The sequence below is a fragment of the Clostridium akagii DSM 12554 genome (assembly GCF_000686725.1).
Classification (GTDB): domain Bacteria; phylum Bacillota; class Clostridia; order Clostridiales; family Clostridiaceae; genus Clostridium_I; species Clostridium_I akagii.
In genome coordinates this window covers 105,808-130,005 of sequence record NZ_KK366008.1, presented here as the reverse complement: position 1 = coordinate 130,005, position 24,198 = coordinate 105,808, and the positions used below count along the sequence as shown (strand labels likewise).

The 24,198-nt window shown below is 30.5% G+C and carries 22 protein-coding genes; 11 read left to right on the top strand and 11 right to left on the bottom strand.

Annotation, left to right across the window (positions count from 1 at the left end):
* Window positions 1–60: 60 nt before the first annotated feature.
* The 3 genes from glgA to BR66_RS0119125 are packed head-to-tail and all read right to left on the bottom strand — an operon-like array spanning window position 61 to window position 3,811.
* Window positions 61–1,491 (bottom strand): glycogen synthase GlgA, encoded by a 1,431-nt coding sequence (gene glgA, locus BR66_RS0119135; protein ID WP_026884343.1) that lies wholly within the window; start codon window positions 1,489–1,491, stop codon window positions 61–63.
* A gap of 14 nt (window positions 1,492–1,505) precedes the next feature.
* Window positions 1,506–2,648, bottom strand: coding sequence for a glucose-1-phosphate adenylyltransferase subunit GlgD (gene glgD / locus BR66_RS0119130; protein ID WP_026884342.1), 1,143 nt, complete (start codon window positions 2,646–2,648; stop codon window positions 1,506–1,508).
* Window positions 2,649–2,668: 20 nt separating this feature from the next.
* Window positions 2,669–3,811: a glucose-1-phosphate adenylyltransferase gene (locus BR66_RS0119125; protein ID WP_026884341.1), complete on the bottom strand. Its 1,143-nt coding sequence runs from the start codon at window positions 3,809–3,811 to the stop codon at window positions 2,669–2,671.
* Window positions 3,812–4,143: 332 nt separating this feature from the next.
* Between BR66_RS0119125 and BR66_RS25855 the strand changes: the two genes are divergently transcribed.
* Entirely contained in the window at window positions 4,144–4,296 is a 153-nt protein-coding gene (locus BR66_RS25855) for a hypothetical protein (protein WP_156946332.1), read from the top strand.
* A gap of 77 nt (window positions 4,297–4,373) precedes the next feature.
* Here BR66_RS25855 and BR66_RS0119115 read toward each other — a convergent pair whose 3' ends face one another.
* A complete protein-coding gene (locus BR66_RS0119115) occupies window positions 4,374–4,691 on the bottom strand; it encodes a hypothetical protein (protein WP_026884340.1) in 318 nt (105 codons plus the stop codon).
* A 97-nt stretch (window positions 4,692–4,788) separates the two neighbouring features.
* A complete protein-coding gene (locus BR66_RS0119110; protein ID WP_026884339.1) occupies window positions 4,789–5,610 on the bottom strand; it encodes a membrane protein in 822 nt (273 codons plus the stop codon).
* Window positions 5,611–5,758: 148 nt separating this feature from the next.
* On the opposite strand from BR66_RS0119110, the gene BR66_RS0119105 reads away from it, so the two are divergent.
* Window positions 5,759–6,547, top strand: a complete 789-nt coding sequence (locus BR66_RS0119105) for an HD domain-containing protein (RefSeq protein ID WP_026884338.1) — start codon at window positions 5,759–5,761, stop codon at window positions 6,545–6,547.
* 64 nt (window positions 6,548–6,611) lie between these two features.
* Window positions 6,612–6,803 carry a DUF1540 domain-containing protein gene (locus tag BR66_RS0119100; RefSeq protein WP_051624314.1) on the top strand — a complete coding sequence of 64 codons (192 nt, stop codon included), beginning with the start codon at window positions 6,612–6,614 and terminating at the stop codon, window positions 6,801–6,803.
* Window positions 6,804–6,876: 73 nt separating this feature from the next.
* Here BR66_RS0119100 and mntR read toward each other — a convergent pair whose 3' ends face one another.
* Together mntR and BR66_RS0119090 are read right to left on the bottom strand one after the other, a co-directional pair.
* Window positions 6,877–7,350, bottom strand: a complete 474-nt coding sequence (gene mntR, locus BR66_RS0119095; RefSeq protein ID WP_026884336.1) for a transcriptional regulator MntR — start codon at window positions 7,348–7,350, stop codon at window positions 6,877–6,879.
* Window positions 7,351–7,465: 115 nt separating this feature from the next.
* Window positions 7,466–7,711 carry a hypothetical protein gene (locus BR66_RS0119090; protein WP_026884335.1) on the bottom strand — a complete coding sequence of 82 codons (246 nt, stop codon included), beginning with the start codon at window positions 7,709–7,711 and terminating at the stop codon, window positions 7,466–7,468.
* Window positions 7,712–7,875: 164 nt separating this feature from the next.
* On the opposite strand from BR66_RS0119090, the gene BR66_RS0119085 reads away from it, so the two are divergent.
* Window positions 7,876–8,637: an exodeoxyribonuclease III gene (locus tag BR66_RS0119085; protein WP_026884334.1), complete on the top strand. Its 762-nt coding sequence runs from the start codon at window positions 7,876–7,878 to the stop codon at window positions 8,635–8,637.
* A gap of 43 nt (window positions 8,638–8,680) precedes the next feature.
* Here BR66_RS0119085 and BR66_RS0119080 read toward each other — a convergent pair whose 3' ends face one another.
* Window positions 8,681–9,520 carry a CvfB family protein gene (locus BR66_RS0119080; protein ID WP_026884333.1) on the bottom strand — a complete coding sequence of 280 codons (840 nt, stop codon included), beginning with the start codon at window positions 9,518–9,520 and terminating at the stop codon, window positions 8,681–8,683.
* A 221-nt stretch (window positions 9,521–9,741) separates the two neighbouring features.
* On the opposite strand from BR66_RS0119080, the gene BR66_RS0119075 reads away from it, so the two are divergent.
* Window positions 9,742–11,325: an ABC-F family ATP-binding cassette domain-containing protein gene (locus BR66_RS0119075; protein WP_026884332.1), complete on the top strand. Its 1,584-nt coding sequence runs from the start codon at window positions 9,742–9,744 to the stop codon at window positions 11,323–11,325.
* Between the two features lie 22 nt (window positions 11,326–11,347).
* On the opposite strand, the gene hydF is transcribed toward BR66_RS0119075, so the two are convergent.
* Complete coding sequence (hydF, locus tag BR66_RS0119070) at window positions 11,348–12,592, bottom strand: [FeFe] hydrogenase H-cluster maturation GTPase HydF (protein WP_026884331.1); 1,245 nt, start codon at window positions 12,590–12,592, stop codon at window positions 11,348–11,350.
* A 20-nt stretch (window positions 12,593–12,612) separates the two neighbouring features.
* Window positions 12,613–14,016, bottom strand: coding sequence for an aspartate ammonia-lyase (locus BR66_RS0119065; protein ID WP_026884330.1), 1,404 nt, complete (start codon window positions 14,014–14,016; stop codon window positions 12,613–12,615).
* Window positions 14,017–14,297: 281 nt separating this feature from the next.
* Here BR66_RS0119065 and BR66_RS0119060 point away from each other — a divergent pair, with 281 nt between their 5' ends.
* From BR66_RS0119060 to BR66_RS24315, 3 genes are all read left to right on the top strand, one after another.
* Window positions 14,298–17,225: an insulinase family protein gene (locus BR66_RS0119060; RefSeq protein WP_026884329.1), complete on the top strand. Its 2,928-nt coding sequence runs from the start codon at window positions 14,298–14,300 to the stop codon at window positions 17,223–17,225.
* Window positions 17,226–17,253: 28 nt separating this feature from the next.
* Window positions 17,254–18,369, top strand: coding sequence for a THUMP domain-containing class I SAM-dependent RNA methyltransferase (locus BR66_RS0119055; RefSeq protein WP_026884328.1), 1,116 nt, complete (start codon window positions 17,254–17,256; stop codon window positions 18,367–18,369).
* A gap of 107 nt (window positions 18,370–18,476) precedes the next feature.
* On the top strand, window positions 18,477–18,968 hold the full coding sequence (locus tag BR66_RS24315; protein ID WP_051624313.1) for a flavodoxin family protein: 492 nt from the start codon (window positions 18,477–18,479) through the stop codon (window positions 18,966–18,968).
* 148 nt (window positions 18,969–19,116) lie between these two features.
* On the opposite strand, the gene BR66_RS0119045 is transcribed toward BR66_RS24315, so the two are convergent.
* Complete coding sequence (locus tag BR66_RS0119045) at window positions 19,117–21,552, bottom strand: glycogen/starch/alpha-glucan phosphorylase (RefSeq protein ID WP_026884327.1); 2,436 nt, start codon at window positions 21,550–21,552, stop codon at window positions 19,117–19,119.
* Window positions 21,553–21,859: 307 nt separating this feature from the next.
* Here BR66_RS0119045 and BR66_RS0119040 point away from each other — a divergent pair, with 307 nt between their 5' ends.
* From BR66_RS0119040 to BR66_RS0119030, 3 genes are all read left to right on the top strand, one after another.
* On the top strand, window positions 21,860–22,063 hold the full coding sequence (locus BR66_RS0119040) for a cold-shock protein (protein ID WP_026884326.1): 204 nt from the start codon (window positions 21,860–21,862) through the stop codon (window positions 22,061–22,063).
* Between the two features lie 174 nt (window positions 22,064–22,237).
* The gene (locus tag BR66_RS0119035) at window positions 22,238–22,828 is read left to right on the top strand and encodes an ECF transporter S component (RefSeq protein WP_026884325.1); all 591 of its coding nucleotides are present in this window, start codon (window positions 22,238–22,240) and stop codon (window positions 22,826–22,828) included.
* A gap of 98 nt (window positions 22,829–22,926) precedes the next feature.
* On the top strand, window positions 22,927–24,198 hold the full coding sequence (locus tag BR66_RS0119030) for a replication-associated recombination protein A (RefSeq protein WP_026884324.1): 1,272 nt from the start codon (window positions 22,927–22,929) through the stop codon (window positions 24,196–24,198).

The following is a 24,198-nucleotide window of genomic DNA, read 5'->3' as shown; positions in this document are numbered from 1 at the left end:
CATCTGAAAATAACAAGTTAAGCTAGTATGCTGGGTTTCTATTTTTTTGAATATGCAAAATCATAAGTACGAGTATAATTCTGCATATTTATGTGCAGATTTTGTCCAAGAATTATCCTCATTCATACCATTACGAACCAAATTTCTCCATATGTGTTTCTTCTCATAATAGAAATACTCTGCTCTTCTAATTGTATATAATAGATCATAACAATTATAATTTTCAAAAGTGAAACCATTGCCCTGCTGATTTGTGTCATTAAATGAGTGGATTGTATCCCTAAGGCCACCTGTTTCACGAACAATTGGTATGCTACCATATCTCAGGGCTATTAGTTGGCCTATGCCACAAGGTTCAAATAATGAAGGCATTAGAAACATATCTGAACCGGCATATATTTTTTGAGCTAGTGAATTATCAAACTGTAAAATTACTGAAAGTTTTCCAGGATATTTTTGTGCAAAATATCTAAACATATTTTCGTATATTTCACTGCCAGTACCAAGTACCACAAGCTGAATGTTATCCTGCAGTAAATCTTCTAAAATATGTGAAATTAAGTCAAAACCCTTTTGATCCACAAGCCTTGACACGATACCTATTAATGGAATCTCTTGGTTTACAGGCATATTTAATATTTTTTGAAGATGAAGTTTGTTTTGTACTTTGTTATAGAACCTTTCTGAATCATAATTAGTTTCTATATTATTATCAGTTGCAGGATTGTATACATCATAGTCAACACCGTTAACTATTCCCCATAAATCATAACTTCTATTTCTTAAAAGACCATCAAGATTCTCTCCAAAAAAGGGTGATTGAATTTCTTGGGCATAACTATTACTAACCGTGGATATTTTATCAGAAAATATAATACCACCCTTCATATAGGAAACACCATCGCGAAATTTAAGCGCGTTTTCATTAAAATAGCCATCATTAAGGCAAAGCAGCTCACCTAAAATGTTTTTATCGAAAACTCCCTGATACTTTAAATTGTGGATAGTAAACACTGTTTTAATATTATTGTGACGTTCACTGAATCTGAATATATCTTTTAATATCACAGGAATCATTCCAGTCTGCCAATCATTACAATGAATAATATTTGGAGTAAAACTTCCTAGGTAATTTATGGATTCAAGTACAGCTCTTGAAAAATATCCAAATCTTTCAGCTTCATCATAATACCCATAGGTATCATCTCTACAAAAATAAAACTCATTGTCAATAAAATAAAAAGGGATTCCATCATGCTCTAAATATTCCAGTCCACAATATCGTTGTCGCCAGCCAACAGGCACTTCAAAAGAGGCAATATGCTTCATATTAGATTTAAAGTAAGAGGATATAGCACCATATTTAGGAAGAATTACCCTAGCGTCAATACCTATTTTCCTCAGTGCCTTTGGAAGTGCGAAGGCTACGTCTGCAAGTCCACCAGTTTTTATAAAAGGAAAACATTCAGATGCTGCAAATAAAACGTTCATACAATCTACTCCTCTTAATATAATGATCTTTTCTCTAAAACTAATGGAAAGTCAACGGTACCTTTTAATTCAACATTCTCTTCAATGACATTATTTTTATCTACAATCATATTGTTTAGTTTTGCATTTGATTTAATTTTACAACCTTGCATAATAATGCAGTTGTTAATAATTGCTCCTTCCTCAATATACACTCTTCTAGAAATTACGCTACTTTTTACGGTACCTTTAATGAGGCATCCATTGGCAATTAGTGAATTAGATACATCAGAAGTACTAAAATATTTAGTAGGAGGTTCGTCCATGACTTTTGTATAAATCACACCATTAGCAAAAAACAAGTCATTGCTAACTTCAAGGTTTAAAATGTCCATATTAGCTTTGTAATATGACTGAATGGAATTAATATATGATAAATGCCCTTTAAATTCATAGGCGTTAACTTCTAAGTTCATAATATTATTATATATACAATTTCGAAAGTCACTCGAATATCCCGTTTTTATGCAATTATTTAATAAATTTATTAGTGTACTTTTGCTTAGGATAAACATATCCATAGACAAGTCCACTGTGGATTCACGGGGTAAGTCATCATTAGAATTAGGAGTAAAAAGTCTAACGTTTTTGCCAACACCAGATACTAAATTATCCTTAGTAATGTTTAAAATATTACAATCTCTAAAACATTTATTGCTTACTTTAACCTTTTTGTAGATAATGGTGATATCCTTTCCAGAGTCCTCGTGAAACCGAGCAGCGGATTCATAATCAATATTGCAAACCATGGATGAGCAGGATATCACTATCATATTTTTTTTACTTCGGTATAGGTATTCTATATTGTTTTTAATCATTTCGATGTCACTTAGGGTAGTATTACTTTCACCATAATTAAATATGAAAAGACCATCAATTTTTCTATCAAGATCCCAAGGTTTTCCAGAGCCAATATGATCAATCAAAGATCTTGATTTACTTTGTGTAAATACACCTAGGTTTGTTATACCTGAATTTACCATGTTCGAGAGCACAAAATCTACAACTCTGTATCTTCCTGCTATTGGAATAGAAGCAATCAATCTGTTTTTTGTTAAATTTTCTATGTTGTCCTCTTTTTCATTTAAACTTAATATACCCATGTAATCTGAAAGCATTTATACCACCCCACATTTATCTAAACTGCCGCACTTTCTTTTATTTGATTCCCTTCTGCAATTACAGTTATTTCATCTTTATTACCTACAACACAATTATTTGATATAACAGCATTACTATCTATAATTGATTTTCTAATTGTTACGTTATCTCCAATATACACATTTGGCATAACAACAGAGTCATATATTTTTGAATTTTTACCTATGTGAACTCCTGGAAAAAGAACAGAATTATTAACTTCGCCTAAGATTGTGCAACCTTCAACAACTAAAGAGCCTTTAACCACAGCGTCATAGGCTATATATTGTGGAGGACTTATTGGGTTTACAGAGAAAATTTTCCAATATGGATTATGAATATCCAGCATATTATTGTCATCTAACATATCCATGTTTGCCTGCCAGAGACTATCAACAGTACCAACGTCTTTCCAATATCCTTTAAAAGGATATGCAAATAATTTTTTTCCTCCAGCTAGCATTTTGGGTATTATATTTTTTCCAAAATCATTTTTTGAGTTCTCATCTTCTTGGTCTTCAATCAAAGATTTTCTTAAAACTTTCCAGTTAAAGATATATATTCCCATAGAGGCCATAGTACTTTTTGGCTCCTTTGGTTTTTCTTCAAATTCATAAATTTCGTTGTTTTCTTTAGTATTCATTATTCCAAAACGGCTAGCTTCATCCATGGAAACCTCTATTACTGCGATACTTGCATCTGCACCTGTTTTTTTATGATTTTCTAGCATTTTCAAATAATCCATTTTATAAATATGATCTCCAGATAGCACAAGAACATATTCAGGATCATAAGAATCTATAAAATGTATATTTTGGAATATTGAATTAGCTGTCCCTTTGTACCAGCATCCGCCTTCCTCTTCCATATATGGCGGAAGGACATAAACCCCACCATTTGTTCTGTCTAAATCCCAAGGTACCCCTATCCCAATGTGCCTGTTTAATACAAATGGTTTATATTGGGTTAAAACCCCAACGGTGTCAATTCCAGAATTAGAACAATTACTTAATGTAAAGTCGATAATTCTGTACTTTCCTCCAAAAGGGACTGCTGGTTTTGCAATATTTTTAGTAAGAAGCCCCAATCTGCTTCCTTGACCACCTGCCAAAATCATCGCAACCATTTCTTTTTTTTGCATTTAAAAAACCTCCCCCAATTTTAAGCTTGAAAGTATGAACTTTTAATTAAATATATAACATATTTATATATTAACTTATTTTGCGCGAAAAAACACTAGAAAAACCATATTATTTTACGAATAAATATAAAATTCTATTTATTATAAATAATACAAATATTCAAATTAAAATTATTGAAAAAATATGGGCCTATATTACTTATATATAAAATATAGCAATATAGCTTATGGAATTTCCAAGCACATAATAAAATGTTTATTCATTGATTTTCAAAATTATACTAGGTATAAAAATTTAGTTGGTGCAAAAAATACTTTTGGAGGTGTATACAATGGCAAAACGTTCAATGGCAAAAACTTCACCGGAGAAAATAAAAATTTATGACGATAGAAACCCTGAAAATAAAATTCCACAGTCTGTAGAGACTAATAAATTAAACGAATCCGCTTATGCTTATGGCAAAAATAAAAATTCAAATAGCTAATTTTATTAATAATATTAAATATTTAGTAAAACAACAACAATCGGGTAATAATAAATTAATTACCCGATTGTTGTTGTTTAGTATTCATCATATTCATCTAATTGATAACCAAAAGGCATAAATGGTATAAAATATTCATATGGGAAATTATAGTAAGGTGAATAATTTTGGTAGTAACCATAGGGGCGTTCTATAGGGTAAAATTGCGTGTGATATTCACCATGATTTTTATAGGGAGTTGTTGGATGATGGTGACTACCAGATTTTTTCCTTTGCATTAAAGTAGAATCAATATAACTCATTGAATACATCAAAGAAGGATCTACTGTATCTATGTTTTCCGCCAGTGTTTCACTTTCATCAGGTGGGTCTATTTTATTAATGCCATTTTTCAATTAGGTACCTCCGTATTAAATATCTATATACTATAATATGAAAAACATGTACTATTGTCACAATAAATACTTGTAAATTGTAGCTAGTAATTTTACATTAGAGTAATTTTCTAATGTAGTATGCAATGCAGCTAATGAAAAATGAAATAATAGAAAATATAAGAGCCATGAATAATAAAGATGAAAAATAAGCATTGTATTTGGTTATTTTTATAATATAGTCTAAAGTATTAATACTAAAATATTTTGCTAGTGTATTGGAAAAAATCAGTAAAATGTAGAGTGTTATAAGACCATCTTGAGCTCCTTTAATATCTGGTTTGCTTAAAGCAATATGTGATGAAATAGCAAAGGCTAACAAAATAAAAACCCAAAACCCTATTTTGCTTAAATTATTTATAGTAAAAATAAATTTAATAAGAGAAGCTGAATTTAAGATACTCCATTTAATAAGATTTAAATCAACTTTGTTGTAAGTGATATTATTTTTAAAGCTATTTTCGAATACATTAATGGAATTTGGTAATAATAAGTATAAACCAATTAATAATGCAGAAATCCCGCTAAAAATAGGGCCTATTCCAATAAAAAAGTTTCCAATTCTTTGATAAATATTATTTTTATTATACGAATGTTCCACAAACCCCAAAGTTCCATCGCCACTATTAAGTTGTAATAGTTTCATCCTACTTATTTTATGACCAAATATAACGCACATAGCAGCATGACCAAGCTCGTGAATTGGGGTTCCAAGCCATGCAGTTATAAGAATCCCCTTGTACCCAAAGGCTCTTTGCATGTTTGAATTTATTATATTTTCTAAAATACCTAACAAAAAACCAACTAATATTATCATTCCTGTGATATAAAATATCTCTATGGTGCTGACTTTAAAGATATCTAAAATAAAATTTGTCATAATATACCTCCATATAAAATTTTAATATTGAACATTATATCATAAGCATATTATTATAATGCAAATAATTTGTGATATAATTAATTGTAAGATATAAGGAAAGTGTATAATCGAAAAGTTAACAGGTATAAGTTATGGGGGAATTTAATTGGAAAATTTAGATATGAAATATTTTTATAATTGGTTTAATAATTATGTAAAGAGTTTTTATAGTAATGATGAATATGTTCAACAAAATATAAAATTAAAGGAAGAACATACAAAAAGGGTATGTTTTAATGCCATGATGATTTGCAAAGATATAAATCTTAGTGAAGAAGATGAAAATATAGTGGAGCTTGCAGCACTTCTTCATGATATAGGAAGATTTGAGCAGTTTAAAGTTTACAGGACATTCAATGATAAAGTATCTGAAAACCATGCATTGCTAGGAATAAAGATTATAAAGGATGAAGGAGTTTTAGAAAAGCTAGATTTAAAAGTACAGAATTATATATTTAGAGTTATAAAACATCACAATATGTTTAAAATACCTGATGATGCGGGGGATGAAAAAACAATATTATTTTCTAAAATAATAAGAGATTCTGATAAATTAGATATTTATAAAGTAGTAACGGATTATTATAAGGAAGCTGGAGATAAAAAAAATACTGCCATCGAGCATGAATTACCAAATACTGATGGGTACTCAAAAGAACTTATAGATGATATATTAAATTCAAAAAACTCAAGTCATGAATACATTAGAAATAGAAATGATATAAGGTTGATTAAGCTTTCTTGGATATTTGATATAAATTTCAATATTTCTTTGAAGTATATTGTAGAAAAAGGATATATAGAAAAAACATTGGATTGCATTCCGAGAAATGAAGAGATGTCAAATATAAAAATAAGTTTGTATAAGTATATTAATAAAAGAATAAATGAATAATGGGATAAAATATTATTATATTGTTTATAATAACTTTGCTTAATAAAAGTGAGGTGATTGACAAATGGATATACAAGAAAACTACTCATGTTATGATGGATATAATGGTAGTATTGCATGCGCAGTAGCTGAATGTAAATTTAATGAAAAAACTAATAAATATTGTACGCTTAGGAAAATACAAGTAGTTAAACATGAAGCATTGGCTAAAGATTCTAAATGCACTGATTGTGGAAGTTTTATGAAATTACAATAGACACCCATAGCAAAACAACAAATACGGATGGATAACAATTACATGTGGAGTAAAGAGTTGATATACATAAGTATCAACTCTTTATTTGTTTTGCGGAAAAATCCATATAATTATTTAAAATAACACTGTCACTGCTTAAAAAGTTAACTAAATTTTTAATAGCACAGAGTGTTTCATTGTTTATGGTATGTTCAATTTTTTCAGTTTGTTCCAAAAGATCAGATGAAATTCCTAGCAGTTTCAAAAAATTTTCTATAATTTTATGTCTATCTAATAAAAAAAGTCCTGATTTTAATCCTTTTTTAGTGAGTGTTAATATTCCATATTTTTCGTAATGAATAAAATCATATTCTGATAGCTTCTGCACCATTTTAGTTGCAGAAGGGGGTTGAACATTTAAAGCCTTTGCTAAATCATGAATTCTGGTGAAACCTTTATCTAAAGAAATTCTATAAATCATCTCCAAATAGTCCTCCATTGAAGCAGTAAGCTTATGATCTTCTCTTTTCATATATTCACTAAAGGTATAAAAATCATCTTTAGACACATTTATCACCAACTTAAAATTTATTAATATATATATTAATAAATAATATCAATTATACCAAGTCCATAAAAAGGGCTAAAAGTTTGAAAATTTTACTTAATGGAAAATTTCAATTTTATTTTAAATCTTTTTTTAGTTTATCAATTTGATTTTCTAAGTCCATTATTTGATTTCGCTTTTCTTCTTTGGCATTTAAATATTGCTCTTGAGCAGCAATGGTAAGCACTGTTGCGCCTAAACTAGCTATAAAATTGCCAATGACATTAATGTCATCAGTACTTTTACCCTTTGTTATAGCAACAGCAACTATACTTGATATTATAGCTAGTTCATCAGGGTCTAATGAATCAATTATGGTCATTTTAAACACCTCATCTTTTTAGCCTATAGTAATCATGTTTTAAAATATAGCACAAATGTATTTTAAAAAATGTTATAATAACTAATATATTATATGAAAATATGTTAGTAAGTTGAACTATTATATGTATAAGAAACATAGTGCTTTGGAGAGAAGGTAATAAAGTGGAAATTTATTCTTGGAATGTAAATGGATTAAGAGCTGTTAGTACAAAAGGATTTTTTGATTTTTTTTCTGAGAAATCTCCTGATATTTTATGTATTCAAGAAACTAAACTTCAGGAGGATAAGCTAACCGATCAGCTTAAAAATATAGAAGGATATTATTCTAATTTTTCTCATGCAGAAAAAAAGGGGTACAGTGGAGTAGCAATATATTCAAAGGAAAAACCATTAAAGATTGAACATGGCATTGGTAATGAAAAGTTTGATTCTGAAGGTAGAATACTGATTGCTGAGTTTGAAAATTTTATATTATTTAACATATATTTTCCTAATGGGCAAAAGAATGAAGATAGACTAAACTACAAAATGGAGTTTTATGATGAACTATTAAAGTATTTAAACAATTTAAAAGATCAAGGTAAGAGGCTTATTATATGTGGAGACTATAATACCGCACATAATGAAATAGATATTAAGAATGCTAAAGCAAATGAAAAATATTCCGGTTTTTTGCCAATTGAAAGAGCATGGATGGACAAATTTATCGCAGAGGGTTATGTAGATACATTTAGAAAAATGCATCCTGAAGAAGTTAGTTACTCTTGGTGGAGTTACAGATTTAAAGCAAGAGAAAAGAATGTAGGCTGGAGAATAGATTATTTCTTTGTTTCGGATAATATGGCTAGTGATGTTGAGTCGGCTGAAATACTAAACGAAGTTATTGGTTCTGACCATTGTCCTATTAAAATTAAAATCAAATAATAAAAAAGCAATGCCGTTAATTAATAGCGGCATTGTTTTTTTATTATTTCAATTTTGTTCCGGTCTCATCTTGAGTAATAAGATTATTTCTCATAAGTCCACCTAGAGCATTTTTAAAATAGTTTTTGCTTTGATGAAACTCTGCTTTAATGTCTTCTGGTGAACTTTTGTCATTGTAAGGCATAGTGCCATCATGTTCTTGTAAATATTTTAAAATTACATCTTCTAACGCAAGTCGTTCATCCACAGCGACTTTTCTAGGAGTTAGGGACATCTTGCCATCTTCAAAATGTTTTTTAACTCTTAGTTTTATGGTTTCACCAGGGATAATTCTATTGTAATATTCATTTTTTAAAATTACACCTCTAAATTTGCTATCAATAGCTACCATTACACTACCGTTGGTCTGGAATCCATATACAATTCCCTCAACATCAGTTCCTACTAAGTAATCTTCCGTATTGTCAAGGTAATCATCAATAAAAGTAGAAGCAGCCAGTCTATTTGTTTTATCAACATAAATGTAAAATAAATAACTATTACCTTCTACTAATATATAATTTTGCTCCTTTATTGGAACAAATAAGTCTCTTTCCAAACCAAAATCAACAAATGCACCTATATCCGTAACGGAAACAACCTTTAAATATGCTAACTGGTAAACTTCAGCCAAAGGCTTTGCAAAGGTTGCAGTAAGCCTATCTTTTGAATCTTTGTATATAAAAACATCAATTTCATCATTAATAGTAACAGTTTTGCCTAATGTACTCCTATTGGGAAGTAGTATATCATCGTCGGTTTCGCCAGTTTCGGCATCTAAAAAGTATCCAAAATCTGCTTGTCTTAGAACTTTTAGCTTGTTGAATTTACCTATTTCAACCATAAAATTTTGTTCCTCCTTTAAAACTCACTGTAGTGAAGTTTTACTTTATTAAGTCTATATATTATACCATACATTTAGATGTATCGAAAGGTTTAGAGGAATCCTAAAATTAATTTAATGTTCCCATAGCATTATAGGATATGTTATAATGACTTGTAGTTTTAAAGGTAATAATAATTTGAATTGGTAATTATTAAAACTAAAAAAAGGATGGTAATTTAATGATAAGTACAACTAATGTAAGTTTAAGTTATGGTGGAAGAAAATTATTTGAGGATGTAAGTATACAATTTAATTCAGGTAATTGCTATGGTGTTATAGGTGCTAATGGTGCAGGAAAATCTACCTTTTTAAAGATATTATCAGGAGAAATAGAAACTAATTCAGGAGATGTAAGTTTGCATCCAGGAGCTAGACTTGCAGTGTTAAAACAAGACCATTTTCAGTTTGATGAATTTCAGGTGCTGCAAACTGTAATTATGGGACATCAAAAACTTTATCAGATTATGGTAGAAAAAGATGCCATTTATGCAAAAGAAAATTTTACAGATGAAGATGGTATGAAAACTGCAGAGCTAGAAGGGGAATTTGCTGAGTTAAATGGATGGGAAGCGGAATCAGAAGCAGCAACACTTCTAATGGGACTTGGAATACCAGTAGTGGAGCATGACAAAAAAATGAGCGAACTAAGTGGATCACAAAAAGTAAGAGTTCTTCTTGCTCAAGCATTATTTGGCAATCCAGATGTACTTCTTTTAGATGAGCCTACAAACTACTTGGATATGGAATCAATAAATTGGCTTGAAGAATTTTTGATAAATTTTGAAGGAACAGTTATTGTTGTATCACATGATAGACATTTTCTAAACAGTGTATGTACTCATATGGCTGATGTGGATTTTGGGAAAATTCAACTATATGTTGGAAATTATGATTTCTGGTATGAATCCAGTCAATTGGCACTTAGAATTTCTAAGGATCAAAATAAGAAAAAAGAAGAGAAAATGGGAGAATTACAAGCATTTATTGCTAGATTTAGTTCAAATGCATCTAAGGCAAAACAAGCAACTTCAAGAAAAAAACTTTTAGATAAAATAAACTTAGATGACATTAAACCATCTACTAGACGGTATCCTTTTGTTGGATTTAAAGCTGAAAGAGAAGCTGGTAATGATATCTTAAGTGTAGAAGGTATAAGTGCCACAGTAGAAGGCGTTAAGGTATTAAATGATGTAAGTTTTATTGTAAATAAAGGCGATAAAATAGTTCTTGTAGGTGAAAGCGAAATAGCAAAGACAACCTTATTTAAAATTTTAATGGGTGAAATTCAGCCAGATAGTGGCACATTTAAATTTGGAGTTACAATTACAAAATCATACTTTCCATTAGATAATGCGGAATATTTTAAAGATGGTAGTCTAAGTCTTGTAGACTGGCTAAGACAGTTTTCAGAAGATAAAACAGAGAGTTTTATAAGAGGATTTCTAGGAAGAATGTTGTTTTCTGGAGAAGAAGCACTTAAAAAGGCAGATGTTTTGTCTGGTGGTGAGAAAGTTAGATGTATGCTTTCAAAGATGATGCTGAGTTCTGCTAATTTTCTTATGTTAGATGAGCCTACAAATCATCTAGATTTGGAATCAATTACGGCACTTAACAATGGTCTTATTGATTTTGCTGGAAATATGATATTTGTTTCACACGATCATCAGTTTATAGATACCATAGCCAATAGAGTAATTGAAATAACTCCTAGTGGAATAGTAGATAAAAAAATGAAATTTGAAGAGTACTTAGAAAATGATTAAACTCATTTTCTAAGTACTTTTTTTATATGTCTAAGTCTTCTTCTAATTCAAGTCTTGCAGCAGGAAAGGGAGCAAGAGTTCGCTGAAGGATGCCTTGAACGTAGGCAATGAGAACACCATAGTTTACTATGGGAACATTGGCATTAACTGCTGAGGAAATTCTATGAAGCATTGCACGCCTATTTAACATACAACCCGCACAATGGACAATTAAAGCATAGTCTTTAATGTTTTCAGGAAAGGTGAAGCCACTAGAAAATTCAAATTGCAAATCTTTCCCTGTATTTTGTCTAAGCCATCTTGGTATTTTTACCTTACCAATATCATCAGATTGCCTGTGATGAGTGCATGCCTCAGCAATGAGAATTTTGTCACCATCTTTAAGATTTTTTATGGCAGCTGCTCCATGTACTAATTCATTTAGATCGCCTTTATATCTAGCTAGAAGAATCGAGAAAGAAGTTAAAGGTATATCCTTCGGTGTATCCGCAGCCACCTTTAAAAACGCCTGGGAGTCTGTAATAACAAGACTTGGTTTTTTATTTAAATTTTGAAGAGTTTCTCGGAGCTCAAATTCTTTTGTAACAATTGCTATAGCGTCACTTTCTAAAACATCTCGTATAACTTGTTGTTGTGGGAGTATAAGTCTTCCTTTTGGTGCGGCCTTGTCAATAGGAGTCACAAGAATTACAAAATCACCTGGTGAAATCAAATCACCAACAATTTTAAATTTATCCTCATCATTTGGAACACTTTTAATCAAACTGTTTTTAACATCTAAAATTCCAAGGTGAGTTATAGCGGAAACTCTAATGAGTTTAAGTCCTAGCTTTCTCTCAAAATTTAATAGTTCTTCATCACTAACGGGTTTTAAGTCTATTTTATTTAAAATACCAACGATAGGGATAGTTTTTTCTTTTATCTTACTGATAATTTCAACATCAAAATTACTTATTCCGGATACTGAATCTACAATTATTATTGCAATGTCAGTTTTGTTTAATACATCAATGGTTTTTTCCTCTCGTAGCTGTCCTAATTCTGTATCATCATCAAGACCGGCTGTGTCAATGAATACTACAGGACCCAGTTCCATAAGTTCCATTGATTTGTAAACTGGATCAGTAGTAGTTCCTTTAACATTGGATACTAGCGATACATTTTGATCTGTAAGTGCATTGATTACACTTGATTTACCTACGTTTGTTTTACCAAATAGGGATATATGTATCCTATTTGACATAGGGGTTTGATTTAAATTACTCATGAGACACCATCCAATTCTGTTTAGTTTTTTCCTGGAATACCTGGACTTGTTAGTGACAAAGGATTAAATATTTTGTCTAATAAATCTTTTCCAAGTATTTGTTCAGTTTCAATTATATATCTAACAGGTCTATTTTCTAAAAGAGATCTTTTATATATTTCAGAAGCTTTGTCATATCCAATGTAAGGCACAAGAGCTGTAACTAATACATTTGAATTTTCTAAATTTATGCTACAATTTTTTGCGTCTACATCTATATTTATAATGCATTTGTCCGTAAGCGTATTAACAGCATTTTTAAGAATTTCCAGTGAATCCAAAATACTATCTGCAATTATGGGAGCGAAAGCATTAAGCTCTAACTGACCACTAGAAGCGGCTAGTGTAATTGCTGTATCATTGGCAATTACTTTCATGGAAACTTGTGCAACCATTTCTAAAATCACAGGATTAACTTTACCAGCCATTATGCTAGAGCCAGCTTGAACAGGTGGAACAATAAGTTCACCTATGCCACCACTAGGTCCACTACCTAAAAGTCTAATATCATTTGAAATTTTCATTAGATTTACCGCCGCAGCCTTTAGTAGTCCGGATACTTCCACAAATACATCCATATTTTGAGTAGTATCAATAGGAAAATCGCTTCGTGAAAGCCCGAGACCAGTAATATCTTGTAATATATCAGTAACTAGGAAAATATATTTTTGAGAAGCATTCATGCCTGTTCCAATTGCTGTACCACCAATATTTGTTTCTCGAAGCCTTTCCTCCACTTTATAAAGTCTCCATCTATCCCTTGCAATAGCTCTGGCATAGGCACCAAATTGTTGACCAGCCATTATAGGAAGTGCATCCATCAGTTCAGTTCTCCCAAGTTTTAAGATATTGGCAAATTGGTTCTCCTTAATTTGGAGAGCATCTTGAAGTTTACTGAATGCATCAGAAGTAGTTCTTAGAAGTTTTATAGCGGCTATCCTCATTGCAGTAGGATAAACGTCATTTGTAGATTGAGACATGTTAACATCATCAATGGGATTTATAATAGAATAATTACCTTTATGCCCACCTAAAACCTCTATGGCAATATTACTTAGTACTTCATTTACATTCATATTAGTTGATGTGCCTGCTCCACCTTGAAGTGAATCCGTAACAAATTGATCAATAAATTCGCCTTTTAATATTTTGTTACAAGCAGTTATAATTGCATCTGCTTTTTCACTAGTAAGGTAGTTGAGCTTTTTATTGGCAAGGGTGCAAGCCATTTTTACTGTTACAATTGCAGTGATGATTTTATAGTTTGCTTTTTTATTGCTTATACTAAAGTTATTAATGGACCTTAGCGTATTTATACCATAATATATATTATTGGATATTTTCATTTCACCTAAAATATCTTTTTCTATTCTAAAATCATCCATTACATCACTCCTGTGATTTATTTGTTATTTTATTTCAGATACCTAAATCATATTTTAGCAAAGTGGAGATGTAAATTCAAATCATAGATCAATATTGGGTGCATAAATAATTATAAAATTTAGAAGAATAATCGTGTGAAGTAAAGCATTATATTGAATAAAGTAAAGTAAAGAATTATAATACATCTATCTACTTATTTGACTTAGGCGTTTAAAAAAACAAAAATGGGTTATAATAGTTTATTTTTTAGATGCAATACTAAAAGAGAGGGGCAAAATATATGAAATTTGAAATAAGCAAGGTTTATAACGGATTTAAATTAATTGAAGAGAAAAAAATAGAGGATATAAATTCCACTGGTCATGTTTTTCTACATGAAAAAAGTGGAGCAAAGCTTATATATATAGAAAATGAAGACGATAATAAAGTTTTTTCCATAAGTTTTAGGACTCTTCCAGACAATAGCACAGGAGTTTTTCATATACTAGAGCATTCTGTTTTGTGTGGTTCAAGAAAATTTCCTTCCAAAGAGCCTTTTGTGGAACTAGCTAAAGGATCACTTAACACATATCTTAATGCAGCAACTTATCCAGATAAAACAATGTATCCTATAGCAAGTAAAAATGACAAGGATTTCAGAAATCTTATGGATGTATACTTGGATGCGGTGTTTTATCCTAATATATATAAATATCCAGAAATACTAAAACAAGAAGGTTGGCATTATGAACTTAATGATAAGGATGGAGACCTATCATACAAAGGTGTAGTATATAACGAAATGCAAGGGGTGTATTCTTCACCAGAATCACTACTTTTTAGAGGAATAAGTTCTAACTTGTTTCCAGACTCTCCATACAGCTATGATTCAGGCGGTGATCCACAAGATATTCCGAATCTTACTTATAAGGAATTTTTAGATTATCATAAAAAATATTATCACCCATCAAACAGCTATATTTATTTATATGGGGATATTGATATTTTACAGGAACTAAAATTTATAGATGAATCTTATTTAAAGGATTTTAGCAATAATAATGAAAAGATTGAGATAAAAAAACAAAAACTTTTCAGTGGGATGAAAACAAAATTAAACTATTATCCAGTGGCAAAAGATGAGGATACAAAAAATAAAACATATATAAGCCTTAATTTTGTGCTTACTGATGTGGCAGACAGGGAGCTTAATCTAGCTTTTGATTTGCTTGAGGATATTCTACTTGAAACTGCGGCATCACCACTTAAAAGTGCAATTGTTAAAGCTGATATTTGTAAAGATGCATTTGGTTTATATAATAACAGTATGCTTCAGAGTTCCATGAGCATTGTGATAAAGAATTCAAATGAAGAAGACAAGGAAACATTCAAGAACGTTGTTCTTGATGGCCTTAAGAATATTGTACGGGATGGTATTGACAAGGATTTGATTGAAGCTGTAATAAATTCCAAAGAATTTGATTTAAGAGAAGGTGATTACAATACTTACCCAAAAGGACTAGTATATTGTGACAGGATAATGGGAAGTATTTTGCATGGTGGGTTGCCTTTTGAAAACTTAGAATTTAATGAAGTTATGAAGTCTATAAAAGAAGGCGCTAAAAATAACTATTTTGAGAAATTAATAGAAAAATATTTGTTAAATAATGATCATACACTACTATTTTCTGTAATACCTAAAAATGGTTTGGCAGAGGAAAAAGCAGAGAAGGAGCGAGCAAAACTAAAGGCGTATAAAGATTCTATAGATGATACTGAAATAGAGAGAATCATTAATGAAACAAAATCACTAATTAAGAGGCAATCTTCTCCAGATAAAAAAGAAGACTTGTTAAAAATACCCTTATTATCAATTGCTGATGTAAATAGGAAGGCAGAAGTATATAAGTCAAATTTAGAAGTAATTAAGGACTATAAAATTTTGTATACTGAACGTGATACAAATGGTATAGATTATGTGGATATGTATTTTGATGCTAGTAGCGTAAAGCAAGAACTACTACCATATAGCACACTGCTATCCTATTTCTTAAGCAAAATAGGAACTGAAAATTATTCCTATGAGGAACTATCAAATGAAATAAATATTCATACTGGTGGGGTGGATTTTGATGTGGATATATATTCGGATTCCACTGATATTAAAAAGTACTATCCTAAATTTGTTGTTAAGGGTAAATGCATTCATGAAAAATTAGATATGCTTATAAAGTTATTTAATGAAACAATAAACTTGACTAAATTTGAAAATAAAGTGAGAATTAAAGAACTGTTCTATGAATTAAAATCCAGAATGGAAATGGTTATTGTAAGTGGTAGCATTAGAATAGTAGGTACAAGATTAAACTCATATTATTCTAATATTGCACAATATAATGAAGTTACAAATGGGCTTACATTTTATGAATTTTTGGTAAAATTAGAGAAAAACTTGGATGACAATATGGATGGAATTTTAGACAAATTACGTGAAGTTTCAAAATGTGTATTTAATAGAGAAAATTTAATTATAGGGTTATGTACATCAAAAAAAGAATATGGTGACCTATTATCAAAAATTAAGGTTATGACTGAAAGTAATATAAGAGATGAACATTTTGAAAAACAACACTATAATTTTGAATTAAAAAAAGGCAATGAAGCATTGGTAACTTCATCAAATGTACAGTATGTAGGTAAAGGAAATGACTATTCTAAATTCGGATTTAAGTATACTGGTAAATTTTTAGTGCTTAAAACTATAGCAAATTATGATTATCTATGGAATAATGTAAGAGTTAAGGGTGGAGCTTATGGAGTGTTTATCAATTTTGGAAGAAGTGGGAGTATGTCTATATGCTCATATAGAGATCCTAATATAAATGAGACATTAAAAGCATACGATGAGTTTGCAAAATATCTAGAGAATTTTACCACAGATGAAAGAGAAATGACAAAATATATTTTAGGGACAATAAATTCATTGGATACACCTTTGTCAAATTCCATGATCTCTGAAAGAGAAGCAGCCATATATATTAGCAAATTAGATAAAAAACTTCTTCAGAAAGAGCGAGAAGAGGTTTTAGATACAAAAGTCTTGGATATTAGTAAGTTAAGCACTATAATAGATAAATGTATGAAGGAAAATTATATTTGTGTACTTGGGGGAAAAGAAAAGATAGAACAGAACAAAGAAATTTTCTCAAAAGTTATAAATATATTTTAATAGAATGAATTGATAGGAGAAAATATATATGGATTATACAATAATAGCAACAACAACTTTTGGAATAGAGGCAATTACAGCAAAGGAACTAAAAAACTTGGGTTACGAGGACCTTACGGTGGAAGATGGTAAGGTTATGTTTTCTGGGGATGAAATGGACATAGCAATTGCAAATACATGGCTTAGAACGGCGGAAAGAATTTTAATAAAAGTAGCTAGTTTTAAGGCAGAAAGTTTTGAAGAACTTTTCCAAGGTACAAAGAAGGTGCCTTGGGGAGATATCATACCTATAAATGGAAATATGCACGTGGTAGGTAAGTCCATTAAATCTAAACTATTTAGTGTTCCTGATTGTCAATCTATTGTTAAAAAGGCTGTAGTTGAGTCCATGAAACTTAAATACAAAAAAGATTGGTTTACAGAAGATGGACCTGAATACAAAATAGAAGTTGCATTATTAAAGGACATAGTAACCCTAACTATAGATACCACAGGTCCAGGACTTCATAAAAGAGGGTATAGAGAAAATTCAGGTGGAGCTCCATTAAAAGAAACTCTTGCAGCGGCTTTAGTATTAATAAGTAAATGGGAACCGTCTAAATCTCTAGCAGATGTTTGTTGTGGTTCAGGCACAATTTTAATAGAAGCTGCCATGATAGGTAAAAATATGGCGCCAGGGCTTAATAGAACATTTATATGTGAAGAATGGCCAGGAGCAGATAAAGAAATGTGGGAGCAGGTAAGAGATGGTGCCAGAAAAGCCGTAAATAAAGAAGAGTTTAGACTTTTAGGTTCTGATATTGATACTTGGGTTTTAAAAACTGCCACTGATAATGCCATAAAGGCAGGAGTAAATGAATATATTGCTTTTCAGAAATTGCCAATGAATGAGTTCTCCTCTAAACAAAAGTATGGTTATATTATTTCCAATCCTCCTTATGGAGAAAGAATTGGTGAAGAAAGAGAAGTAGATCAAATTTGTAGAGATTTTGGTAAAATACATTCACAGCTTAATTGTTGGTCTGTATTTGTGATAACACCACATAAGGATTTTGAAAAATTATTTGGACAAAAGTCAAATAAAAATAGAAAGCTTTATAACGGAAAAATTCAGTGTTATTACTATCAGTATATAAGTGCTTAAACATAAAACAAGACAATTGGAGGAAAAAATAGTCTAAAACATCAATATATGGTATAATAAGCCTATTATTAATGCTTCGGTACTTATAATTATGGAGAGTGATAATTATGTCAAATAAGAAAATACTAGTTGTTTTCTATTCTAAGACAAGTACTACCAAGAAGGTTGCTGAATGCATAAGTAGAGAGCTTAACTGTGATATTGAAGAGATAGTAGACCTTAAGAAGAGAACTGGAATTATAGGCTATGTAAAATGTTTGGTAGATGCCCTTTTAAAAAGAAAAACGCCAATTAAAGCATGTATATATGATCCAGAAAACTATGATATTGTAGTATTAGGTTCACCTGTATGGGCATCACACATTACGCCGGCATTAAAAGCGTACATAACAAAAAATAATTCCAAATTTAAAAAAATAGCTTATTTTTGCACACAATTATCCAATTGTTACAAATCATTTAAAATATCTGATGAAATAGAGAGATTTTCACGGAATAAGCCAATAGGTAGGTTAAAGGTATCAAGAGAAGATATAAAAAACAAAGAATTTTTGAAAAAAATTGAAATTTTTAAAGTTGAAATACTCAATAGTTTATAGAACAGGAGAAATTAAGCTTATTTTGATTTAAAACAAAACAATTAAGAAAAAAATTAAGAAAATCAAAAGGGTAGTTCATAAATGATTAAAAAATTATTTATGAACTACCCTTATTTTATTGAACTTTCTGCTATTTAATACTAATAAGTTAGTGGTGCATATTTATAGTTATTCTATCTGTATTCCATATTTCCTTGGAATATTGTTCAATTGTGTTATCGCTGGAGAAAACTCCTGAATGAGCAATGTTTGAAATTGACATTTCAAGCCACTTTCCTCTGTTTTTGTATAACCCATCTATTTTATTCTCAGCATTTATATATGAGTCAAAATCTTTAAGTACAAAATATTCATCGTTATTAGCTATGAGATACTTGTGGATATCGGCAAACTCTGAGGTAGGTACATCTAAGGAACCATTAATCAAGTTATCAATTATAAACTTTATTCTAGAATCAGAATTATAATAGTCAATGGAATGATAGGTTTTATTTTTCTCAAGATCAATGACGTCATCTTTCTTCATACCAAAGATTACTATGTTATTCTCACCAACCGCTTCACTCATTTCAACATTTGCACCATCTAGGGTTGCAACAGTAATTGCTCCATTCATCATAAACTTCATATTTCCAGTACCAGAGGCTTCCTTTGTTGTCGTTGAGATTTGTTCACTCACGTCAGCACAGGGAATAATTTTTTCTGCCAGTGATACAGAATAGTTTTCCAAAAATATAATTTTTATTTTACCATTTATACTTGAATCATTATTTATTTTATCGGCAACTGTATTAATAAGTTTTATAGTACGCTTAGCTAAATAATATCCTGGCGCGGCCTTGGCACCGAAAAAAAATGTCCTGGGAACTATATCTAAATTAGGATTAGACTTTAATCTATAATACAAATCTAAAATACCAAAAATATTTAACAATTGCCTTTTATATGCATGTAATCTTTTCACTTGAACATCATAAATTGAGTTAGGATCAATGATTATGCCATAATTATCTTTAACATGATTGGCAAAATCAATTTTGTTGCTCTGTTTGATTTCATATATTTTGTTTTGAAAACTGGCATTTTTGGAAAAAGCAAGAATATCTATTAATTTATTTGGATCATGAATCCATTTATTGCCTATAGTTTCTGTAATGAGACTGGATAATTTTGGATTGGATTTTAGTAACCATCGTCTATGAGTTATACCGTTTGTTTTATTGTTAAATTTATAAGGATAAAAATTGTAAAAGTTATTAAGCTCTCTGCTTTTTAATATTTCAGTGTGAAGTTTTGCTACACCATTAACAGAATGACTACCAACAATTGCAAGATATGCCATTTTAATATTACCATCAGAAATAATAGCCATATCATGAACTTTTTGTGGGTCATTGTATTTTTCATTTATTTCAATACAAAATCTCCTGTCGATTTCTTCAACAATCATAAAAATTCTAGGCAAAAGCTTTTTAAACATTTCAATAGGCCATTTTTCAAGAGCTTCACTCATAATAGTATGATTCGTATAAGCAAAGGTATTTGTTGTTATTTTAAATGCATCATCCCAGGACAAATTTTCTTCATCCACAAGTAATCTCATTAGTTCGGCTACAGCAATAGAAGGATGGGTATCATTGATGTGAATAGCTATAAATTCATCAAATCTATTAATGGGTAGGTTGCTTTTTTTGTACCGTCTTATTATGCTTTGAAGACCGGCACTAACAAAAAAATACTGCTGTTTTAATCTTAAAATTTTTCCATCGGCTCTTGTATCGTCTGGATAAAGAACTTGTGAAATTGATTGAACGGAATACTTGTGTTCAACTGCTTTTGTATATTCACCTTTACTAAAAGAATCCAAATCAAAATCTTTGTCCACAGTTTCAGCACTCCAGAGCCTTAATGTATTAACTGTATTATTTTCATAGCCAATAACAGGTGTATCATAGGGAATTGCAAGCACAGCTTCATAATCCTCATGCTTAAAACAAAGTTTATTATCTTCAAAGACAGTTGATACTTTGCCACCAAATTTTACTACGGCTGCTTTATCCTCTTTTCGAACTTCCCATACATTACCATGTTTTAACCAATTGTCAGGGATTTCAACTTGATATCCATTTATTATTTTTTGCTCGAAAAGTCCATAATCATATCTTATGCCACAACCGTGTCCAGGGATACCAATGGATGCCATGGAATCAAGAAAACAAGCTGCAAGTCTTCCAAGTCCACCATTTCCAAGTCCTGCATCATTTTCTACTTCTTCAATTTCATTAAGATCTATTCCAAAATCATGAAGAGCCTCGCTACATAGATCAGTTATACCAAGATTTAACAGATTACTTCCAAGTAACCTACCTATAAGAAATTCCATTGAGAAATAATAAACTTGTTTTACATGCTTTTTTGTATATTGAATGTTTGTATTCATCCATTTTTCAGAAGCGTATTCTTTTACTAAGGAACCTAAAGTAAGATACTGATGAAGCTTTGATGATTCTGAAACCCTTTCTGCATATAGGTTCATAAGCTTTTTCTTGAAATCAGTTTTTAATTGTTCTTTAGTCAATTTCATAGTATACCCCCAATGAATCTTATTAGTATGTTTTGTAAATTGCAAACTATCTTAATTATCACACTATTTATAACTAAATTTTACAGCATATAGATTAGCTAGTCAATAAAATAAAAAACTATAATATGTCAGTTATGTTTCTGTTAAATTAATATAATATATTTATTATAAAAATCATGAATTATTCATAAAATTTATCAAATAATATAAATGAAACATTTTATTGCATCTTGAAGAAAATATACATAATATATGTGAATGATTTTTTTTAGGTGCCAAATATTATACAATTATGGAGGTTTTAATAATGACACTTGGAACTGTTAAATGGTTTAATGATGAGAAAGGGTTCGGATTTATTTCAATTGAAGGGGATGATGATGTTTTTGTACACTATTCAGCTATTAAAGAAGAAGGAAGCAGGAAAAATCTAGATGAAGGTCAATCCGTAAAATTTGATATAGTTGACGGTCCTAAAGGTCGTCAAGCGTCAAATGTCCAGAAGGTATAATCTAGCTCTAGCTGAAAATATATAAAATACAGAAAATTGCCAAAAAACAAAAATACATATCAATTTTAAAATAACCGTGGTAAAATAACAAATGTTAATATTTAAATATTAGCATAAAAAAAATAAAGTTCGACTTGTATCCTGAATAATGGAATGAGAACGGAGGAATGAGAAATGAAAAATGAAATTATATCACGTAAAAAAATTGGTGTGAGGCAATTAACTATTATTGGCATGCTTTCAGGCATATCCATTATGCTTGGAATTACAGGATGGGGATATATTAAACTGCCATTGCTTCCAGTTACAGTAATGCATTTACCTGTAATAATTGGTGCCATTATAGAGGGACCAATTGTTGGAATATGTATAGGACTTATTTTTGGTATTTCAAGTATAATTCAAAATATTTCCACCCCTACGCTACTATCCTTTGCCCTAATAAATCCTTTAGTATCAGTTTTGCCAAGGATTTTAATAGGAATAACAGCATATTATAGCTATAAAATAATTCCAATTAACAATAAGGCTATAAAAGTTGCAGTGGGAGCGGCAGTGGGATCAATTACTAATACAATAGGCGTACTTGGAATGATATATATATTGTATTTACAGCAATATGCTGCTCGCATGAAAATAAAACCATGGGTTGCTAGAAATGGACTTTTAACAGTTGCTGCGGTTAATGGAATTCCAGAGGCAATAGCTGCGGTTATCATAACTGTGCCAATAGTTATTGGTGTACAAAGAGTAAGAAAAAAATAAATGAATAAATTAAGAAATAAGACACATGCATTTTGCTTGTGTCTTTTATATTGTATAATATTATATGTAGGCATTTAAATTGTAAGGAGGTATATATTTTGGATTTATTTACAATGGCTATGGATAAAAATCCAGCCAATAAACCTCTAGCGGAAAGAATGAGACCAAGAAATTTAGACGAATTTTTTGGTCAGAAAAATATAGTAGGTAAAGGAAAGTTATTAAGACGGTTAATCGAATCTGATAACTTAACATCTATAATACTGTATGGTCCTCCAGGAGTAGGTAAAACAACTTTAACAAGCATAATATCTAGAGAAACAAAATGTGAATTTATGAAATTAAATGCAACAACTATAGGGGTAAAAGAGATAAAAGAATATATAAACAAAGCAGAAGATTTGATGAAATTATATGGTAAAAGAAGTATATTTTTTATTGATGAAATCCATGCTTTAAAAAGAGGTGCTCAGCAGGATGTACTTTTAGATGCTGTAGAAAAAGGCATTGTTGTTTTAATTGGGGCAACTACAGAAAATCCTTATTTTGAAATAAATGGTGCACTTTTAAGTAGATCTAAAATATTTCAGCTAGAATCGCTTTCAGAGGAAGAAATTAAAGGGATTTTAAAAAATATTCTTAAAGATTCAGAAAGAGGTTATGGTTTCATGAAAATCCAAATGGATGAGGATGCTTTTTCATATATAGCTAACCTATCTAATGGTGATGCTAGAAGCGCTATTAATGCTCTTGAACTGGCAGTCTTATCAACGCCTAAAAATACGGAGGGCGTAATAAAAATAAATGCGTTAGTAGCAGAGGAATGCATGCAGAAAAGAGTGATTAATTATGATAAATCTGGTGATAATCACTACGATATGGTTTCAGCATTTATTAAGAGCATGAGAGGTTCGGACCCTGATGCTGCACTTTATTGGTTTGCAAGAATGATTATTGGCGGAGAAGATCCGAAGTTTATTGTTAGAAGAATCATTGTTCATGCATCTGAGGATGTGGGAATGGCAGATCCTAGGGCCATGCTTATAGCACACTCAGCTTGGAATGCTCTTAATACAATAGGAATGCCAGAAGCTAGAATTCCCATTGCAGAAGCTATTATATACATTAGCAAGGCAAAAAAAAGTAATGCAGTTATTTGTGCTGTTGATGCTGCTTTTCTTGATGCTAAAAAAGAGCAATATAGAGTTCCACCGCATTTAAGGGATGCCCATTATAAAGGAGCTTTGAACTTAGATAATGGGATAGGATATAAATATCCTCATAATTATCCAGGACATTATGTTCAGCAAGACTATTTTCCAAGTGAAATGAAAAACATAAAATATTATGACGAAGATCAGGAATTATAA

Excerpts from the sequence above, each read along its gene's own strand:
- glgA (WP_026884343.1), bottom strand. The coding sequence starts at position 1,491 with ATGAACGTTTTATTTGCAGCATCTGAATGTTTTCCTTTTATAAAAACT.
- glgD (WP_026884342.1), bottom strand. The coding sequence starts at position 2,648 with ATGCTTTCAGATTACATGGGTATATTAAGTTTAAATGAAAAAGAGGAC.
- BR66_RS0119125 (WP_026884341.1), bottom strand. The coding sequence starts at position 3,811 with ATGCAAAAAAAAGAAATGGTTGCGATGATTTTGGCAGGTGGTCAAGGA.
- BR66_RS25855 (WP_156946332.1), top strand. The coding sequence starts at position 4,144 with ATGGCAAAACGTTCAATGGCAAAAACTTCACCGGAGAAAATAAAAATT.
- BR66_RS0119110 (WP_026884339.1), bottom strand. The coding sequence starts at position 5,610 with ATGACAAATTTTATTTTAGATATCTTTAAAGTCAGCACCATAGAGATA.
- BR66_RS0119100 (WP_051624314.1), top strand. The coding sequence starts at position 6,612 with ATGGATATACAAGAAAACTACTCATGTTATGATGGATATAATGGTAGT.
- BR66_RS0119090 (WP_026884335.1), bottom strand. The coding sequence starts at position 7,711 with ATGACCATAATTGATTCATTAGACCCTGATGAACTAGCTATAATATCA.
- BR66_RS0119080 (WP_026884333.1), bottom strand. The coding sequence starts at position 9,520 with ATGGTTGAAATAGGTAAATTCAACAAGCTAAAAGTTCTAAGACAAGCA.
- BR66_RS0119075 (WP_026884332.1), top strand. The coding sequence starts at position 9,742 with ATGATAAGTACAACTAATGTAAGTTTAAGTTATGGTGGAAGAAAATTA.
- hydF (WP_026884331.1), bottom strand. The coding sequence starts at position 12,592 with ATGAGTAATTTAAATCAAACCCCTATGTCAAATAGGATACATATATCC.
- BR66_RS0119065 (WP_026884330.1), bottom strand. The coding sequence starts at position 14,016 with ATGGATGATTTTAGAATAGAAAAAGATATTTTAGGTGAAATGAAAATA.
- BR66_RS0119060 (WP_026884329.1), top strand. The coding sequence starts at position 14,298 with ATGAAATTTGAAATAAGCAAGGTTTATAACGGATTTAAATTAATTGAA.
- BR66_RS0119055 (WP_026884328.1), top strand. The coding sequence starts at position 17,254 with ATGGATTATACAATAATAGCAACAACAACTTTTGGAATAGAGGCAATT.
- BR66_RS24315 (WP_051624313.1), top strand. The coding sequence starts at position 18,477 with ATGTCAAATAAGAAAATACTAGTTGTTTTCTATTCTAAGACAAGTACT.
- BR66_RS0119045 (WP_026884327.1), bottom strand. The coding sequence starts at position 21,552 with ATGAAATTGACTAAAGAACAATTAAAAACTGATTTCAAGAAAAAGCTT.
- BR66_RS0119040 (WP_026884326.1), top strand. The coding sequence starts at position 21,860 with ATGACACTTGGAACTGTTAAATGGTTTAATGATGAGAAAGGGTTCGGA.
- BR66_RS0119035 (WP_026884325.1), top strand. The coding sequence starts at position 22,238 with ATGAAAAATGAAATTATATCACGTAAAAAAATTGGTGTGAGGCAATTA.